The sequence below is a fragment of the Methermicoccus shengliensis DSM 18856 genome (assembly GCF_000711905.1).
Lineage (GTDB): Archaea > Halobacteriota > Methanosarcinia > DSM-18856 > Methermicoccaceae > Methermicoccus > Methermicoccus shengliensis.
In genome coordinates, this window is the sequence record NZ_JONQ01000014.1 from 1 (window position 1) to 16,878 (window position 16,878).

At 59.5% G+C, this 16,878-nt stretch carries 21 protein-coding genes; 11 read left to right on the plus strand and 10 right to left on the minus strand.

The features are described 5' to 3' along the window. The first annotated feature begins 96 nt into the window (after positions 1–96). The gene (gene mtaB / locus BP07_RS05715) at positions 97–1,512 is read left to right on the plus strand and encodes a methanol--corrinoid protein co-methyltransferase MtaB (protein ID WP_042684251.1); all 1,416 of its coding nucleotides are present in this window, start codon (positions 97–99) and stop codon (positions 1,510–1,512) included. Between the two features lie 172 nt (positions 1,513–1,684). Here mtaB and BP07_RS05720 read toward each other — a convergent pair whose 3' ends face one another. From BP07_RS05720 to BP07_RS05730, 3 genes are read right to left on the minus strand one after another with little or no spacing between them, the layout of a single operon-like run. After that, positions 1,685–2,032, minus strand: coding sequence for a DUF2149 domain-containing protein (locus BP07_RS05720; RefSeq protein ID WP_042686810.1), 348 nt, complete (start codon positions 2,030–2,032; stop codon positions 1,685–1,687). A 1-nt stretch (position 2,033) separates the two neighbouring features. After that, positions 2,034–2,657, minus strand: coding sequence for a MotA/TolQ/ExbB proton channel family protein (locus tag BP07_RS05725; protein WP_157203117.1), 624 nt, complete (start codon positions 2,655–2,657; stop codon positions 2,034–2,036). Continuing rightward, positions 2,657–3,367 (minus strand): DUF2162 domain-containing protein, encoded by a 711-nt coding sequence (locus BP07_RS05730; protein ID WP_042686812.1) that lies wholly within the window; start codon positions 3,365–3,367, stop codon positions 2,657–2,659. Before BP07_RS05730 ends, BP07_RS05725 begins: the two co-directional genes overlap by 1 nt. A 188-nt stretch (positions 3,368–3,555) precedes the next feature. Here BP07_RS05730 and BP07_RS05735 point away from each other — a divergent pair, with 188 nt between their 5' ends. Genes BP07_RS05735 through BP07_RS05760 form a run of 6 tightly spaced genes read left to right on the plus strand, consistent with a single transcriptional unit; the run spans position 3,556 to position 7,735 of the window. Beyond that, the gene (locus BP07_RS05735; protein ID WP_042686815.1) at positions 3,556–4,293 is read left to right on the plus strand and encodes a Nif3-like dinuclear metal center hexameric protein; all 738 of its coding nucleotides are present in this window, start codon (positions 3,556–3,558) and stop codon (positions 4,291–4,293) included. A gap of 32 nt (positions 4,294–4,325) precedes the next feature. Continuing rightward, positions 4,326–4,976 (plus strand): metal-dependent transcriptional regulator, encoded by a 651-nt coding sequence (locus tag BP07_RS05740; protein ID WP_052353284.1) that lies wholly within the window; start codon positions 4,326–4,328, stop codon positions 4,974–4,976. 9 nt (positions 4,977–4,985) lie between these two features. Beyond that, positions 4,986–5,453, plus strand: a complete 468-nt coding sequence (locus BP07_RS05745) for a PUA domain-containing protein (RefSeq protein ID WP_042686817.1) — start codon at positions 4,986–4,988, stop codon at positions 5,451–5,453. Next, positions 5,450–6,034, plus strand: coding sequence for an HVO_0476 family zinc finger protein (locus BP07_RS05750; protein ID WP_042686819.1), 585 nt, complete (start codon positions 5,450–5,452; stop codon positions 6,032–6,034). The genes BP07_RS05745 and BP07_RS05750 overlap by 4 nt, the downstream gene beginning before the upstream one ends. Positions 6,035–6,071: 37 nt before the next feature. After that, on the plus strand, positions 6,072–6,719 hold the full coding sequence (locus BP07_RS05755; RefSeq protein ID WP_042686821.1) for a protein-L-isoaspartate O-methyltransferase: 648 nt from the start codon (positions 6,072–6,074) through the stop codon (positions 6,717–6,719). 38 nt (positions 6,720–6,757) lie between these two features. Continuing rightward, entirely contained in the window at positions 6,758–7,735 is a 978-nt protein-coding gene (locus tag BP07_RS05760) for a biotin--[acetyl-CoA-carboxylase] ligase (RefSeq protein WP_052353285.1), read from the plus strand. A 3-nt stretch (positions 7,736–7,738) separates the two neighbouring features. Here BP07_RS05760 and BP07_RS08405 read toward each other — a convergent pair whose 3' ends face one another. From BP07_RS08405 to BP07_RS09240, 5 genes are all read right to left on the minus strand, one after another. Beyond that, positions 7,739–8,365 carry an adenosylcobinamide amidohydrolase gene (locus tag BP07_RS08405; RefSeq protein WP_052353286.1) on the minus strand — a complete coding sequence of 209 codons (627 nt, stop codon included), beginning with the start codon at positions 8,363–8,365 and terminating at the stop codon, positions 7,739–7,741. After that, positions 8,362–9,249 carry a signal peptide peptidase SppA gene (gene sppA / locus BP07_RS05770; protein ID WP_052353287.1) on the minus strand — a complete coding sequence of 296 codons (888 nt, stop codon included), beginning with the start codon at positions 9,247–9,249 and terminating at the stop codon, positions 8,362–8,364. The genes BP07_RS08405 and sppA overlap by 4 nt, the downstream gene beginning before the upstream one ends. Next, entirely contained in the window at positions 9,246–10,100 is an 855-nt protein-coding gene (locus BP07_RS05775; protein ID WP_042686823.1) for a ribose-phosphate diphosphokinase, read from the minus strand. The genes sppA and BP07_RS05775 overlap by 4 nt, the downstream gene beginning before the upstream one ends. After that, positions 10,097–11,230, minus strand: coding sequence for a hypothetical protein (locus BP07_RS05780; protein ID WP_042686825.1), 1,134 nt, complete (start codon positions 11,228–11,230; stop codon positions 10,097–10,099). Before BP07_RS05780 ends, BP07_RS05775 begins: the two co-directional genes overlap by 4 nt. Before the next feature lie 112 nt (positions 11,231–11,342). Then, on the minus strand, positions 11,343–11,462 hold the full coding sequence (locus tag BP07_RS09240) for a helix-turn-helix domain-containing protein (RefSeq protein ID WP_157203118.1): 120 nt from the start codon (positions 11,460–11,462) through the stop codon (positions 11,343–11,345). Positions 11,463–11,707: 245 nt separating this feature from the next. On the opposite strand from BP07_RS09240, the gene BP07_RS05785 reads away from it, so the two are divergent. From BP07_RS05785 to BP07_RS05800, 4 genes are read left to right on the plus strand one after another with little or no spacing between them, the layout of a single operon-like run. Then, a complete protein-coding gene (locus BP07_RS05785) occupies positions 11,708–12,853 on the plus strand; it encodes a cofactor-independent phosphoglycerate mutase (RefSeq protein WP_042686827.1) in 1,146 nt (381 codons plus the stop codon). Next, positions 12,790–14,172, plus strand: coding sequence for a cobyrinate a,c-diamide synthase (locus BP07_RS05790; RefSeq protein WP_245597063.1), 1,383 nt, complete (start codon positions 12,790–12,792; stop codon positions 14,170–14,172). The genes BP07_RS05785 and BP07_RS05790 overlap by 64 nt, the downstream gene beginning before the upstream one ends. After that, positions 14,159–14,851, plus strand: coding sequence for an ABC transporter ATP-binding protein (locus BP07_RS05795; RefSeq protein ID WP_042686832.1), 693 nt, complete (start codon positions 14,159–14,161; stop codon positions 14,849–14,851). The genes BP07_RS05790 and BP07_RS05795 overlap by 14 nt, the downstream gene beginning before the upstream one ends. After that, entirely contained in the window at positions 14,829–16,040 is a 1,212-nt protein-coding gene (locus BP07_RS05800) for a COG1361 S-layer family protein (RefSeq protein ID WP_042686834.1), read from the plus strand. Before BP07_RS05795 ends, BP07_RS05800 begins: the two co-directional genes overlap by 23 nt. Here the strand turns inward: BP07_RS05800 and BP07_RS05805 are convergent. Further along, on the minus strand, positions 16,031–16,678 hold the full coding sequence (locus BP07_RS05805) for a metal-dependent transcriptional regulator (protein ID WP_042686836.1): 648 nt from the start codon (positions 16,676–16,678) through the stop codon (positions 16,031–16,033). The genes BP07_RS05800 and BP07_RS05805 overlap by 10 nt on opposite strands. After that, positions 16,679–16,864, minus strand: coding sequence for a hypothetical protein (locus tag BP07_RS05810; RefSeq protein ID WP_042686839.1), 186 nt, complete (start codon positions 16,862–16,864; stop codon positions 16,679–16,681). Between the last annotated feature and the right edge of the window lie 14 nt (positions 16,865–16,878).

Below are 16,878 nucleotides of genomic sequence, written 5' to 3' on the forward strand. Positions count from 1 at the left end.
TAGGGTAAAATCAGAGTGAAATCCTTACAATTGATAACATTTATATCAGAATAAACTCCACCACTCCCCTGTAAAAAACCATTGGGAGGAGGAACTATGGCTGTAAAGATGAGATACACCAAGATGGCCTACACCAACCCAGACGACATGGTGTTCGGAGAGGCTCCGAACCCCATCAAGAACTACGGACTGGACCTGGAGCTTGGTGCAGGATACGTGGTGCCAGAGACCAACTACGCACCAAGGCCCGGCTCTGAGGCCTCCAAGATGAAGCTTGTGAACGAGTACAGACACATCACCAAGGACATCCTCGAGAGGTGTGTCACGATTGGACTTCCCACCATGCAGCTCGAGACAGAGCACGTGTTCCAGATGACCAACGACCCATCATGGGGCGAGGCGGTCACCAAGAAGCAGTTCGAGCTGATGAAGAAGTTCAACGAGGAGTATGGCATCAAGCTCGCTCTCAGGCACACACCGGGTGACATCAGGCGTGATGAGCTGGCACCCGCTGGCCTGAGAGAGGACGCAGAGCACGACTACCCCAACAAGATGATTGCTACCGTGGAGGCATGTGCCAAGGCGGGTGCGTCCAACATCTCCTGTGAGACCGTGGGCGGCAAGGAGATTCTGGACTATGCAGTGGCCAGGCAGGACCTCAAGGGCATCCTGTTCGGCATCGGCTGCCTGGGCAGCATCGACATGGAGTGGGTGTGGAGCCAGATAGTGGACACCGTGAACAAGGCGGGCACGAGCTGCATACCCGGCGGTGAGACCAACTGCTCTGGTGCCAACACGTGCATGTTCGTGGCTGGCGGTCTGCTGGACAACAACCTGCCCCACGTGTATGCCATCATCGCCAGGGCCATCGCAGCTGGCAGGACGCTCGTGTGCTACGAGTGTGGCGCCAAGGGACCTGGCAAGGACTGTGGATACGAGGGTCCAATCGTGAAGGCCGTGGCAGGTGTGCCCCACGCCCAGGAGGGCAAGGACGCCACGTGCGCCCACGCGGACGTCATGGGCAACCTGATTGCACAGTGCTGTGACCTGTGGTCCAACGAGTCCGTGGAGTATCACTCCGAGTTCGGTGGCTCCACGGTGCAGGTGTGGGCACAGGCTCTCGGATACGAGGTCGCCCTGATGAACGCCGCAAAGCAGACGGGCAAGGACAAGGTGCTCAGAGACCTGTACGTGGCAGCCGACCTGTACAGGGACCCGCAGCCCTATGTGCTCGCATACTTCAACGCCTTCAAAGTTGGGCAGGCAATCGTCGAGAATGGCAACGACGTCTACCTCAGGGCAAAGGCTGCGGGCGAGACCGCCGCAAAGATTGTGGACGAGGCCAACAAGAAGGGCGAGCTGAAGCTCACGAAGTTCGAGAGGAAGGCGCTCGACAAGGCACTCGAGGAGCTGGCGAGCTTCCCAGACTCCATGGACGCCTTCATGGACGAGTGCATCAAGGAGTACTCCGAGAAGGTGGACGTGTTCAACCCGAAGAACTACGGACTGTAAGTCCGTGGCTCTTCTTTTTTCTTTTTCTTTTTTGTGTTTTGTGTTTTTTGTGGTTGTGTGCAAAAGAGGGTGCCTCGGTTGAGTGCTCTACCTGCTCCCACTGAGGCAATCAAGGACTGACTGCGGCACTGGGATTTTTCTGCACACCCATGAACGATAGACAGAAGGTACCTTACTGCTGCTCCTCTGTGATGTTCTCAGGCACGTATATCACCCTTCCATCCTTCAGCCTGTATGCCACTCCCATCTTCACACCCTGTCCCCCAGAGAGCTTGTCGGTCATGTTGAGCACCTCGATCTCCTGCCCCTCCTTTATGATTATCTGCATGTCTGGCTCGCCTGGGTTCTTCACGATGGTGATGTTCTCGTTGGGGCTCACGAGCTCTGGCATGTTGTAGAACATCACCATCGCCACCAGCAGGGCGACAGCAAACACCATCGCCACATCGAACAGGTTGGCAACGCTGCTCATGGGGTCGTGCTCCTCCAGTGCCAGCTCGAGCCTCCTTCTCCTCCGCATATCACCCCTCCAGAATGTCCACCACGTACTCGATGTCGCTCATGTCCTGTGCATACCACCTCCTTCTCACAAGTGAGATGCCATAGCACACAATTCCCGCTGCCAGCCCCAGCACCGTGGTGGCAAACGCGATGATGAGGTTGGTCACCATCTGCTCCACGCTTCCACTCACGAGCCCAGCGAGTGCGGGGCCCATCGGTATCAGGGTGCCCATGAGCCCCACCATGGGACCCACCTTGGCGCCCATCACTGTCTTCTCCAGAACTCCTGCGGTCTTTAGTTCGTAGTCGTCCATCAGCTTTTCCGCCTTTTTCGTGTTCTTCTGCCTTAACGAGGACGCGAGCTCTCTCAAAAACCCCTTCACGAAGGGGTTTGCCTCAACGCCCTCGAGGGCGCCTGCAGCCGCCTCCACATCCTCCTCATCAAGTGCACGTCTCGCTCTGAGGGCTGCACTCTCCAGCTCCTCGAGGTTCCTGTGTCTTGCGGTGTACTCCGAAATGAACGCCCCCAGCATGATGAGAGACCAGCCAACCAACCCTATGAGCATCACAATCACTGGATAGAGCAGGGAGGTGGATATCACGTACATCATGGAGAATACGGGCGTGGCAAGATCCATCAGCATCACCTTTTGGTCCACTTGGATACTCCAAACCCTAATGCCGTAAAGCCCCCGAGCACGAGGGCGCTGGTGAGCAGCTGCTCAGTGGAGAGGGTGGCTGCGCTGGATGCAGCGCTCACCACCGAGAGGCTCTGCGTTTGCAGATAGGAAGGTATCACGAGGATAGAGAGCACGTAGAACATTCCGAGGAACATCATGATGTTGCCCAGCAGGGCTGGGGCCCTCGCTGTGGCGCCCCTTATCCTTCGGGCAGCATAGCTCGCAGTGCCTATAGAGAGCGCGAACGTTGCGCCAACGAGCGCCCCCACCTTGAGCGCCCCCATATCGCCGAGGCTCTGCAGCACAGAGCACGCAAGGAACGTAGCTGCGAGGCACACGGGACAGGGAGCGGAGATGATGAGAAACGTCCTTCTTGTGATGTCCCTGTGATTGCACACGAAGCTCTTCACGGTGTGCATCCCACCCACAATGAGAGCGATGCCCATGAGCGCGTGCATCGCCACACCGAGGGTGAGCACGGCGGTGCCAATATGGGAGAATATGGAGCCCGCCAGCATGCTCGCAACCACCGCCATGAGGAGGTACGCTCCCGCCACACCCACGAGCTCCCGTCTTGAGAGGCTCGAGAGCCCGCAGCCAATCCCGCTCTTTGCGCCAAACACCGCTATGCCGAGTAGCACTCCCGTGAGCATCACACCCGATACATCGTCCATTCTGATCCCTCCATAAATCAAATAATCTTGATTATTATCAAGCAAATAAACTTGACTATTAGTAAAGTATATAGTTTTTGCTCCCCATTCTGCGGGATTGGGCACAGGTATTAATAGTTTGGAAAAAAGAAAATCAGTGGTGCTCGAGCGTGTGCGAGCACCATCCTTGAGCACCAGCTGGAGGGCATATGTACAGGTTGAGCAAGGTCGTCTCAATACTTGAGGACATCGCTCCTCCAGAGCTTGCCGACCCCGAGGATGCGGACAGGATAGGGCTGGTGGTGGACAGGCGCAACAACGTGTCCAGTGCCGCTGTATCGCTCGACCCCTCGGACTTTGCGTTCGAGGAGGCTGCGAGGCTGGAGGTGGACCTGCTCATCTGCCATCACCCGATGCTGTTCTATCCCGTGAGTACGCTCAGGTGGGAGGTGTGCGAGAGGCTCAAGATAGCGCTGGAGAACGAGATATCTGTGTATGTGATGCACACAAACTTCGACCGTGCGCCTGAGGGCACCAATGACACGCTCGCCCAGCTTCTGGGCCTTGAGGAGGTGGAGAGGCTGGACATGGGGTGCGTGGGCGAGGTGGAGCCGTGCTCTGCGGAGGAGTTTGCCATGCTCATCTCTGAGCGGTTGGGCACCCATGTGCAGTTCGTGGGCAAGCAGGACGTGGAGAGGGTGATGGTGGTGGCAGGAAGCGGCTTCCACTCAGCGCTGCTCGACGAGGCGCGCGAGCTTGGGGTGGATGCCTATGTGTCTGGAGAGCTTCGGCACCACATCATCCGAGACTACCCGGGAATGGCACTGTTCGATGCAGGGCACTACTACACCGAGGCGCCAGCGATGAGGGCACTGTGCCACAGGCTGCCGTTTGAGTGCGTGTTCATAGAGGACGACCCCCACATAAGGGTGCAATGGTGGGAATAACTATTTAACATGCCCTAAATACATCCCCTATCATGGGACATCGTAGCCTCGATGAGTACAAGCTGCAGGAGTATCTCGAGACAATCCTGTACCTGTCCCGCAAGGAGGGCAGTCCAGTGAAGACGAGCTCGATAGCCACCGAGATGGGGGTGTCCCAGCCCAGCGTCACGGAGATGCTGCAGAGGCTGAGCTCAAAGGGACTGATAGAGTACACGCCCTATCATGGCGTGTCCCTCACCCCAGAGGGGCATAGGGAGGCAAACCTCGTGAGGCGAAAGCATCAGGTGCTCGAGTGCTTTCTTGTGAGGGTGCTGGGGTATTCGCCAGCGGATGCCCACGAGGAGTCCTGCCTGCTGGAGCATTCACTCTCGGAGCGGCTGCTGGACAGCCTGTGCGTGATGCTGGGCCATCCAGCGATATGTCCAGATGGCAACCCAATCCCGAAGTGCAAGGAGCACTCCACGGAGCTGGGCTCTGCCATACTGCTCTCTGAGCTAAAGGTGGGCGAGAGGGGAAGGGTGGTGGCGATAGCCCACAGCGGGCACGAGAGGTCGCCTCTTGGAGTGGGGAGCAATGTGGAGGTGGTGGCAAGGCGTGAGGGGGTGCTCACGCTCAACACCGACCAACAGCGCATGGAGATGGATGAGTGGTATGCCGATAGGTTCATAGTGTATAAGCTGTGAGGGGATTGTATGCGCTCTGCAGAGCTCTTGAGAAGGGCGAGGGTGATTGCGGACTACCAGTTCGGAAAGGGCGCTGGAAGAGCGCTGTTTGGTGATGATGTGAGCATCGAGCTCTCGTCCAGCTCGAGAATCAGGCAGATAAAGGAGGGCACAGTCAGGATTGCCACCCTCAGGGCGAGGGACGGGCTGTTCACACTGAGCCCGCTTGGAGGCGAGCGATTGAGGCGGCACTTTGCACCGCCAGCCCACAGGGTGGTGGTGGATGGGGAGGCGGCGCCCTTCGTTAGGCAGGGCAAAACGGCGTTTGCCAAATTCGTGCTCTCGTGTAGCCCCCTGATAAGAGCGGGGGACGAGGTGCTCGTGGTGGACGAGGACGATGTGCTGCTCGCCACCGGCAGGGCGGTGCTGAGCGCGAGGGAGATGCTGGACGCCAATGTGGGGGCTGCGGTGCACGTACGCTATGGGGTGGGAGATTGACGGAGAGACTGAGCGTCGAGTGCCCCATGTGCATGGCACACACGCCCCACGTGGTGCTGAAGCAGGGGGCACACATGGTGGTAAGATGCTCTCGCTGTGGCACAGTGCACGCCCATCAGCCACTAAGAGTACCCTCCAAGATGGTGAGGGTGGTGGTGAGCACTGGGGAGCACTCCGAGGCGATGAGCGTGCGCATAGATGCCGACGAGGTGCTCGAGGTGGGCATGCAGCGGCTGTTTGACGACGAGGAGAGTGGCAACGTGCGGCTCTGTGAGATTACTGCGCTCGAGGCGGGTGCGCGAAGGCCAAGGCGGGCGCACGCCCATCAGGTGGACACTGTGTGGGCAAGGGCAATTGACGAGGTGGAGCTCAAGGTGTCGTACCCAGAGGGTCCCATCTCCCGCTCGCTGTCGGCAAAGGTGGACGGGAGCCTCGAGGTGGTGGTGGGCGACACGTACACCCTCGGTGGGTGCACGGTGAGAGTGGAGAAAATCAAGATAAGGAATGGAGGCTACATCAGCCGAAGGGGTGGCTCTGCCCCAGCATACGCCATAAAGAGGGTGTTTGCGAAGAGGGTGTGAAAAAGGCTATCTATGATGCACTCCCACGTGAGTGGTGATGAACTACCTCGATGCGAGAAGGAGGATGGTGGCCACCCTAAGGCGCAGGGGCATGAGTGAGAGGGTGCTCGCCGCGATGGAGAAGGTGCCAAGGCACCTGTTCATGCCAGAGCGCGTGAGGGACAGCGCATACGATGACGTCCCCCTTCCCATAGGCGAGGGGCAGACGATATCCGCCCCCCATATGGTGGCAATCATGTGCGAGCTGCTCGACCCACCAGAGGGGGGCAGGGTGCTCGAGGTCGGAGGTGGAATGGGCTACCATGCCGCCGTGCTCGCAGAGCTGGTGGGGGAAGGGGGAAAGGTAATCACCATCGAGCGGATTGAGCCCCTTGCGAGAGCAGCGAGGGAGAACCTCGCACAGGCAGGGTACCACAACGTGGAGGTGGTGGTGGGGGATGGCACGCTCGGATACCCGAAAGAGGCTCCCTACGATGGCATAAGCATTGCATGTGCAGCTCCCGCAGTGCCACCACCGCTGTACGAGCAGCTCAAGGTAGGGGGGAGGATGGTCATCCCCATAGGCAGCGCCTCCCAGACCCTGTATCTGGTACGAAGGGTATCTGAGGGCGAGTTCGAGCACGAGTCATGGGGAGGCGTGGTGTTCGTCCCGCTCGTGGGCAGATACGGGTTCAAGAAGGTATAAAAGGACAGGGGCAAGAAAGGAAAGGGGGAGATAGGAGTATGGCCATCGAGACGCATCTGCTTTCCATTCTGTTCAGCTACGAGGGGGAGCTCGTGTCAGGAGAGCTGCTCAGCAGGCACCTCGGGGTGTCCAGAGCCACTGTCAGCAAGTACGCCCAGAGCCTGATGAGGATGGGATACAGGGTGGAGTCCTCACCAAAGCTGGGATACAGGCTGAAAGACTACCACAACCTGCTTATTCCCAAGAATATCAAGAGGGGGCTTCGGACGTCCATCATAGGACGAAAGCTGCTTCACTTCTTTGAGGTCACCTCCACCAACGATGTGGCACGGCAGATAGCATCCCAGTTCGTGGACACCGATGGTACTGTGGTGGTGGCAGAGAGTCAGACAGGAGGGAGAGGGAGAGTGCACAGGCCATGGATATCGCCCCTCGGAGGTCTGTGGTTCTCCATCATCCTAAAACCCAACATCACCCCATCCGAGGCTGTGCAGCTCACCTATGTGGCCGGTGTGGCGGTTGCCAAGGTGCTGAGAAGCTATGGGCTCAACGCCAAGATTAAGTGGCCCAACGACGTGCTCATCGATGGAAAGAAGGTGTGCGGCATCCTCAACGAGGTGAGTGCTACCCCAGATGTCGTGAACTACGTCGTCGTGGGTATGGGCATCAACGCCAACGTGGACATCGAGCTGCTGCCTGAGGACATAAGGGAGAGAGCCACATCGATGCAGAGGGAGCTTGGCGAGCCCGTGGACAGGGTGTCGCTGCTGCAGCAGGTGCTCTTCCAGTTCGAGGAGGAGTACAGGACGTTTCACGAGCACCTCTCCAGCATACTCGATGACTGGAAGGCGCTCTCGGACACCATTGGAAGGCATGTGGAGGTGAGGACACTCACACAGACCATCAGGGGCGTGGCGATTGGGGTGGACACCGAGGGCTGGCTTCTGATAAGGACAGAAGACGGCTCCATCCAGAGGGTGCTCTCTGGCGACTGCCTGCATCTCAAGACCACGTGAGCATCACTCTAACCCATCCTGAAGTGCAACCGCCCGTCTCACGCCCCTTCTCACGAGCCTGCCGATGGTGTGACCCAGCACCGTGCCGCTTCCCGCATACTCGTGGTGCTTTCCCCTCTGGGTGCTGCCCACTGCCACGCAGTCGGTGGTGGTGCCAGTCGCCCTTTCTCCCCCCACGAACACACCCATGTCCATCACGGCGGCACACTTTGCCTCTGCTGCGCTCTGCACGGCGTTTATCAGGCACGCATCGCTCAGGATGGCGTCTATCAGGAGGATTATGTTGATGGTGCCCAGAGCGTTGCATGGTGAAGTGTGCCCGATTGAGGCGGCGTTGGACAGTCCTGCGGTGATGGCGCACGCCACCTCGCCCCTCTGCGAGAGCACGGCATTCTCGATGCGGGCTGCCGTGAACATCACGGCACAGTCAAGGGGAAGATGTGCGTCCACAAGCCGCCTTCTGGCAAGCTCGTCGAGGTCGCAGGGGGCGAAGTCCCTGGGCACACTCATGTTCACAACGCCCAGAGCATTTCTCACACCCCCTCCAATGGGTGCACAGCTTGCAAGCCTGATGGGTCCACTTGCACCCACGAGAGCGTGCTCCTCAGACACGAAGAGCCGCCAGCTCAAATAGTGCTCACCACCCACCCCACGCCCACGTGCCTCAGCGTCTCTCGTATCTGGGTCTCGTTGTGCTGTGCACCCAGCAGGAGGCGTGTGATGGAGGGCTTCTCCATGTACCGTATGCCATACTCCGAGATACCAGCCAGCTCTGCTGCCTTGTCAATCGCATCGAACAGCCCCCCCGTGCCATCCACGAGCCCCAGCTCGAGCGCCTCTATCCCAGTGAGCACCCTGCCATCCGAGATGTAGTTCGTGGCCTCCTGTGTGAGGTTACGCTCGCTCTGCACGTCTGAGATGAATTTCTCAAACAGGGAGGAAACCACCTCCTGCGCATACGCCCTCTCCTCCTCGGTGAGTGGCCTCGTGTCGGTGCCCATGTCCTTGAGCTCTCCGCTCTTGGCTATAAAGAACTGTATTCCCTCGTCATCATAGTACCCGCTTCTGTCCTCGAACACCCAGAGCACGCCCACCCCTCCCGTGAGTGTGGCGTTGGAACACATGATGTAATCGCACGCCGACGCCACATGATATGCTCCAGAGGCGGCAACAGAGCCCATGGACGCCACCACGGGCTTTCCAGCCTGCCTTGCCCGCATCACCTCAGCCCTTATCTCCTCAGAGGCTGCAATCGAGCCGCCCGGGCTGTTCACCCTGAGCACGATTGCCCGCACGCTGCCATCGTCCACCGCCTGCCGTATCGCCTTTGCTATTGCCTCCGAGCTCGCGACTCCCCATCCAGAGGGCACGTCCTCTGTTATGAGATAGCCGTCCATGTATATCACCGCTATCTGGTCGCCTATGGGCAGCTCGTACCCTGCGATGAGAAGCCCGAGGAGCAGTCCACTGCTGGCGGCGAGCACCACCAGCACGCCGACGACCACACCCCTCATCGCATCTCCCTCAGATGGCGGGCAATCAGGGGTGCCACGCTCACCACGCCACCACGGCCCTCTATCGTGTCGGTAAACACGATGTCTCCAGCCCCCGCGGCAAACAGCCTCACGATGGCGTTCTTGACGAACACGGGATGCACGCACGCCACGTACACACGAGATGCCCCCTGCTCGGTGAGCATCCCGATTGCGGTCGTCATCGTGCCTCCTGTGGATATGATGTCATCGATGAGCACCACGTGCCTTCCCTCGACGTCCAGGTGCTTGGGCGCCATCTCCACGTGCTCTGGAGATAACCTCTTCTTCTCGAGGTGGTCGTGCTGGGCGCCCACCGCCTGCGCTGCCGCCCTTGCAATCTCGATTGCCCCGTCGTCTGGAGCCACGAACAACGGGTCATCCAAGCCCATCTGCACTATGTGTCCTGCGAGCACAGGTGCGGCATCGAGGCAGCACACGTCGCACACGAAGTAGTCCAGCACCCTCTCATTGTGCACGTTCACGAGCACCACGTGGTCCGCCCCTATGCATCGGGCAACTGCCCTTGCGCTTATGGGCTCGCCCTGCTTGAACCGCCTGTCCTGGCGTGCATACCCCATGTACGGGATGACGGCCACCAGCCTTGCGGCATCCTCGCACGCATCGATGAGCTGCAGCAGCGACACGAGGTCGCAATCACACCCTATCGTCTGCACGATTGCCACATCATCTCCCGCAACGTCCTCGCACACCCGCAGGTAGCCCTCCCCATCTGGAAAGCGCTCGTACTCTGCGGGCACCATGGAAAACCCTCCAGCTCTCGCCACCTTGGCTGCCAGCATCTGTGAGGATGGTCCTGCAACTACTCTCATATGTGCCTCCTTACATCCCAGAGCAGCAACGCTCCCAAGCCAGCCACGAGAGAGGGTGCCGGAAGCCTGGGCGGCCTTGCTGGCTCTGAGGACGCTTCCTTCCCCGATGCTTCCTTTTTTATCTTACTGGTAGTGAGTCCCGCAACGCCGACCCTCAGCTCCATCTGCTCGATGGCAGACCTGCCGCTCGTGGCGTTTGCCTCCACCATGAGGGTGTGGTTGCCCTCAGAGAGGTTCTGGAGCACTGCGGTGTACACTTGGGCAGAGCTGTTCTCCCTCGAGTCCACGAGCACCCCATCGAGGTATATATCGAGCGAGCGCAGTGGCTCCTTCACCCTCACGCACACAAGAGCGTCATCGCCGGCGGATATGTCATCCTCGCCCTCTATGGGGCGCACGTCCACCGAGAGCTCAAGCGGCTCTGGGGCAGGGGTGGGCGTCTCCTCTGCTATCCACACGAAGTCGGGGTACTGCACCACATCCCTCAGAATGAGCACATAGGGCTCGCTCTCGTTGAACCTCGCCCCCGACTCGAACCTGCCGAACAGTATGCACCTGTGCACCCCGTCTTGCCGTGCCACGTATCCGAAGTACTCGCCCTCCTTTGGCTTGGCGGTGGCAACGAGCACAGAGCCGCTGTATATTTCGATTGCTGCCTCGCCCTCCTCTGGGTCGTACTCGCTTGCCAGCAGGCTGTAGCCCTGCTCGAGGGTGTGCCTTCTTCCCACGCTCACTGTGAACGTGGAGGGGTGCAGCCATTCGGGCAGCTCCCTCGTCGGGTCCCTGTACTGCCAAATCCTAAGACCCGCCCTCCCCCCCTCACCCTTGGGCTTGTAACCCTCCACATCGAGGATGGTGTACTGGGTGCCCTTGTGGGTGATGGTGTACGCGTAGGGGGAGGCAGATGTGGCAACGCCGTCTGCCACTTTATCGCCGTCGAGGCGCAGCTCAAACAGGGCTCCATCTCCGCTTCCCGCTATATCCATCACCCTCAGCTCATAGCCCTGTGCCAGCTCTATGAGCTCCCCGTCCCTGACCTCGGCACTCCCATACCACACCAGTGTGCCCCTCTCGGCAGCAGCCGTGCCAGCGAGCACGAGCACCAGCAGGGCCATGAGCATGAACCTCATCGCATCTTCCCTTACTCTGAATGGTAAAAACGTTTTGCATCTGTGTAGCCCGTGAACTACCCCACGCTCACGCAAGGAGCTTCCCGCTTCACAGAGAAGACTTGCCCCTCGATTACCGCTTTAGCGGTAACGGAGAGTAGAGGTCTCCTCTCCAGAGGCATAGCTCGATATGTTCGTTCAGTTTAGCTTCAACGGTTTTCGATGGATACAGACGAAACTTATAGCTCAACATGGCTACACAACCACCTTATAACATCTGAGAAAGTAGGATTTTCAATACCTTCTTCTCTCATCTTATCCTTTACTTTGTTCAACAGTTCGTGTGCATTGTTATCTATCCGTATCATCTTCATTGCTACTTACTGTATAACTTTGTGTATAAGTAATTTACCCTCCCACCCCACGTATCCTCTCTCCTTTGGAAGGGGACTTAGCAGCAACAGAAAGTTAAATAACATCATCACAACTGTGGGAAACATGAAGTGTGTGGTGATGGTGGGGGACGGCATGGGGGACTACCCCATAGAGGGCGTGGGAAGGACTGCCATCGAGGAGGCGCACACTCCCAATATGGACTACATTGCAAGGAGGGGCGTGTGCGGGCTCGCGAGGACGCTTCCAGAGGGGATGCCCAAGGGCAGCGATGTGGCAAACCTCTCGATACTGGGATACGACCCACGAAGGTACTACACCGCCAGAGGACCCATAGAGGCTGCTGGTATGGGCATCCCCCTCGAGGGGAGGGACGTGGCATTCAGGTGCAACCTGATAACGGTGGCGGACGGCAGGGTGGCGGACTACAGCGCAGGGCACATCGACACCGAAAAGGCGAGAGCCATCATCGAGGCACTGGACGAGGAGCTTGGCGGCGAGGGCATACGCTTTCATGCGGGCTTGAGCTACAGGCACATCATGGTGTGCGACTTCGGTGATGGGGCGGTGTGCACTCCACCCCACGATGCGGTTGGAGAGCCCCTGAAGAGCGTGCTTCCAAGGGGAAGGGGCTCACGAAGGCTGAGAAGGCTCATAGCGGACTCCGAGGACGTGATAGCAAGATGCAACGAGCACCTGCACACCAACGCCACCCACATCTGGCCATGGAGCGGGGGAAGGCCCCTCACCATCCCAAGCTTCACGGAGAGGTTCGGGCTCTCTGGAGCCGTGATATCGGCGGTGGACCTGTTGAAAGGGCTTGCGAGGTGTGCCAACCTCGACTTCATCGAGGTGGAGGGTGCCACTGGGAACATCGACACCAACTACCTCGGCAAGGGCAAAGCTGCCGTGGAGGCGCTCGATGACCATGACTTCGTGCTGGTGCACGTTGAGGCGCCCGACGAGGCTGGGCACATGAGGGACATCGAGGAGAAGATACGGGCAATCGAGGAGTTCGACGAGAAGGTGGTGGGCACCGTTCTCGACTCCATGGACGAGCATACGAGGGCGCTCGTGATGCCAGACCACTACACTCCATACACCCTCGGGGTGCACACCGATGAGCCCGTGCCCTTTGCGCTCCTGAAGGGCGAGCAGGACGATGTGCAGGCATATGGGGAGAGGGAGTGTGCGAGAGGGTCGCTCGGCACTGTGATGGGCTACGAGCTAATGGGCATACTCATGGGCTGATGGACATGCGGGGCATCGTGGTCGCTGGAACGCACAGCGGGTGTGGCAAGACCACGCTCTCGATGGGGCTCATGGCGGCGCTCTCCCGCAGGTATCGCGTGCAACCCTACAAGGTGGGACCCGACTTCATAGACCCGAGCCACCACACCGCCATCTGCAAGAGGCCCAGCGTGAACCTCGACACCTTCATGATGGGCGTGGATGGGGTAAGGGAGGCGTATGCGAGATACTCGGCGGATGCGGACATCTCGGTGGTGGAGGGCGTGATGGGCATGTTCGATGGCATGGACACCACCGAGATAGCGAGCACTGCCCACGTTGCCAAGGTGCTCAACCTGCCCGTGGTGCTCGTGGTGAATGTGCGCTCGATGTCGAGAAGCGCAGCCGCGCTCGTGAAGGGGTATGTGGAGTACGACCCCCGTGTGGATGTGGCAGGGGTGATACTCAACGGCGTGGCATCAGAGAACCACGAGCGGCTGGTGAGGGAGCCCATAGAGGCGCTCGGGATAAGGGTGCTCGGGGCGGTGCCGAGGGTGAGGGAGCTGTCCATGCCCTCAAGGCACCTCGGGCTGCACATGGCACACGAGGGGAGTCTCGACGTCGAGCAGCTGCGCTCGCTCATAGAGGAGTACGTTGACCTCGACTGCCTGCTGGAGCTTGCACACTCGGCAGAGGTGCCCCTGCCAGATGAAGACGATGAGCAGCACGAACACATAAGGCTGGGGGTGGCGTACGATGCCGCATTCTGCTTCTACTACCACGATTTGCTGGAGCACCTGAGGCGCTCTGGGGCATCCCTCACCTTCTTCTCACCCCTCAGGGGGGAGGTGCCAGAGGTAGATGGGCTGTACATAGGTGGGGGGTATCCAGAGCTGCACGCCCACGCCCTCGAGCACAGCCCCACCACCTCGTGGATACGCACCGTCGCAGAAGATGGGATGCCCATATACGGCGAGTGCGGGGGGCTCATGTACCTGTGTGAGCGCCTTGCAGAGGGAGAGGACACGCATGCCATGTGCGGCGTGCTCCCCGCCACCACCACCATGACCAAGAGGCTCATGGCGCTTGCCTATGTGGAGGCGGAGGTGATAAGGCACAATGCGATAATGCAAAGGCCCATAAAGGGACACGAGTTTCACTACTCCATCACCCAGTGCAGGGGGGATGCGAGGCTCGCATACAGGCTCAGGGGAGGAGTGGGGATACGGGATGGCATGGACGGGCTGGTGGAGCACTGCACACTTGCAAGCTACACCCACGTGGCCACCTTCGACCCAACGCACTTCATGGAGTCGTGCAGAAGGTATGCGAGGACATAGTAGGGATGTGGTTGTGGTGCGTGTGGAGGGCGTGAGAAAGGTGTACACCATAGGGAGACATAGCGTAGAGGTGCTGAAGGGCATCGACCTCTCGATAGAGAGGGGGGAGTTCGTGGCCATCATGGGACGCTCGGGCTCTGGCAAGAGCACGCTGATGAACCTGATGGGCTGTCTGGACAGGCCCACCGAGGGGGAGGTGTACATCGATGGCGTGCCCACGAGCACCCTGTCGGATGGGGAGCTTGCCCGCATCCGGGGCAAAAAGGTGGGGTTCGTGTTTCAGACGTTCAACCTGATTGCCCGCATGAGTGCTAGGGAGAACGTGGAGCTGCCCATGGTGTATCAGGGCGTGCCCCAGAGAGAGCGAAGGAGGAGGGCAGAGCATCTGCTCAGAGAGGTGGGGCTTGGCGAGAGGATAGACCACAAGCCCAGCGAGCTCTCTGGGGGCCAGTGCCAGAGGGTGGCGATTGCCCGTGCACTCGCCAACTCTCCCCAGCTGCTGCTGGCAGACGAGCCCACTGGCAACCTCGATACGAGGACTGGGATGGATATCATGCACACGCTCTTGGAGCTCAACGAGAGGGGGATGACCATCGTGATGGTAACACACGATGCGGATGTGGCTGCATATGCCCACAGGACAGTGGTGATTAGAGATGGAGTGCTGGAGAGCAGTTAGCATCGTGGTGCTGCTGGTGGCGCTCGTCCCTCCAGCGGGGCACGCACAGCCGTTCACGGGGCTCAGCATAGATGTGCAAAAGTACGAGCCCTATCCAGCATCGGCTGGGGACTACCTCGATGTGTGGATAAAGGTGGAGAACAGCGATGTTGCGAGGATAGAGGGGATGGAGCTTCAGCTCGAGCCAGAGTACCCCCTCTCGCTCCTGCCATCCGAGAGCGGATACAGGTACATAGGGCTGATATCCGCAGGAGATGCGGCGCTCGTGCACACAAGGCTGATGGTGGCAGGGGACGCGCCAGATGGCGAGGCAAAGCTCAACATCCTCTACAGGTCGGGTACAGATGTCGCATGGAGCAAGGTGGAGCGTACCATCACCGTGGGCACAGACGTGCCGAAGAGCAGGGGCACCGTCGTGCTCTCCTCGTACACCATCTATCCAGAGACGCTCATGCCCGGTGATGAGGGCAGGCTGGACATCGTGCTCAAGAACACCGCCACCCAGCGAACGCTCACGATTGGGGACGAGGTGTTCTCCCTTGATGCCCGCATACAGAGCGCCGAGCTCTCCTGTCCAGAGGACGTGGTGGTGGAGAGCCCCGTGTACAGGGAGGTGGGCGTGCTCTCGCCGGGCGATACCATCACCCTCTCCTACATGCTCCACGTGAACCGCTCTGCCAGCGAGGGCACGAGGCTGCTCAACTTCAGCGTGGTGGCGGGCTCTCGGGCATACAGCACCACGTGGAAGATTCCGCTCAGGGTGGAGGGGGCACAGCCCAGCATCATACTCTCAAAGCAGCCGAGGCTGGTGGGCGGCAGTGGCACCCTCGATGTGGACGTGGCAAACGTGCGCCACAGCACGCTGGATGCCGTGAGCGTGGTGCCAGAGAGCGACGTGCTGGTGTTTGAGCCCTCCGAGTACTTCGTGGGGCAGATGGATCCCAACGACCTGTTCACGCTGCAGTTTGGGGTGCGTGCTCGCGATGAACTCGATGTCGGAGAGAGGGTACCCATCTCGCTGAGGGTGCACTACCAGAACGGCGACAACGTGCACTCATCAGAGCCCGTGGTGGTGTATCTCACGGTGGAAAGAGCGCCCGGCGGGAGCATGGCGGGCACGTACGTGGTGCTCCTGCTGGTGCTCGCCGCAGGGGGTGTGCTGTACTACAGAAGAAGGCGTCAGCGCTGAAGCCTCACGAATATCGAGGAGGCAATCTCCTCGTCCACCGCATAGCGAGTCCTGTCCACCTCCAGCACATACGAGGGAGTGCGCTGCACCAGCCGCACGGGCATGCCCGGAAGCACGCCCATGGAGATGAGCTTCTGCATGGTCTCCCTCCTCTTTGGATGCAGGTAGGCGATTCTGCCCGCCTGCCCGCTCGAAAGCTCGCTCAAGGGGCACACGATTTTCTTCGCCTCGGTGCTCGCCCTTCTGCAGCACTCGCCCATGGGAATGGGCTTGCCATGGGGACAGAATCTGGGGTGCCCAAGAAGCGTGCACACACTGTCCTCCACACCCCGATACAGGTAGTGCTCGAGCCCACAGGCGGTCTCGCGCACGAGCCCGTTCTCGGTGTCCAGCACGTCCACCAGCAGCCGCTCTGCCAGCCTGTTGCGCCTGACCACGTTCCTGCCGTACTCGTCCCCCTGCTCTGTGAGCCTCACTTCCCCCTCGCACACGTCCACCATCTGGGTGGTGATGAGTTCCCTCAAGCTCTCCTCCCTCTTGGTCTCGGAAAGCACCTCCACGGGCACGCACTCCATCTTTTGCTCGTGCACACATATCCATATCTGCTTCAGGGCGTTCTCTGCCTCATCGCTGAGCATTCATTCTCCTCCAGAGAACTTTCTTTTCAGCCAGTCTATCACGCCAAACCTCACGGGCATTGGCTCCTCGTAGCCACACCTCGGACACTTCGTCATGGAGCAGTGACTCAGGCGTATGCATCCCCTGCACTCCCTCCTGTTGGCCTCGTACTCATATCCGCACATCGAGCATCTCATCTCCATCATAAAATTTTAAATAG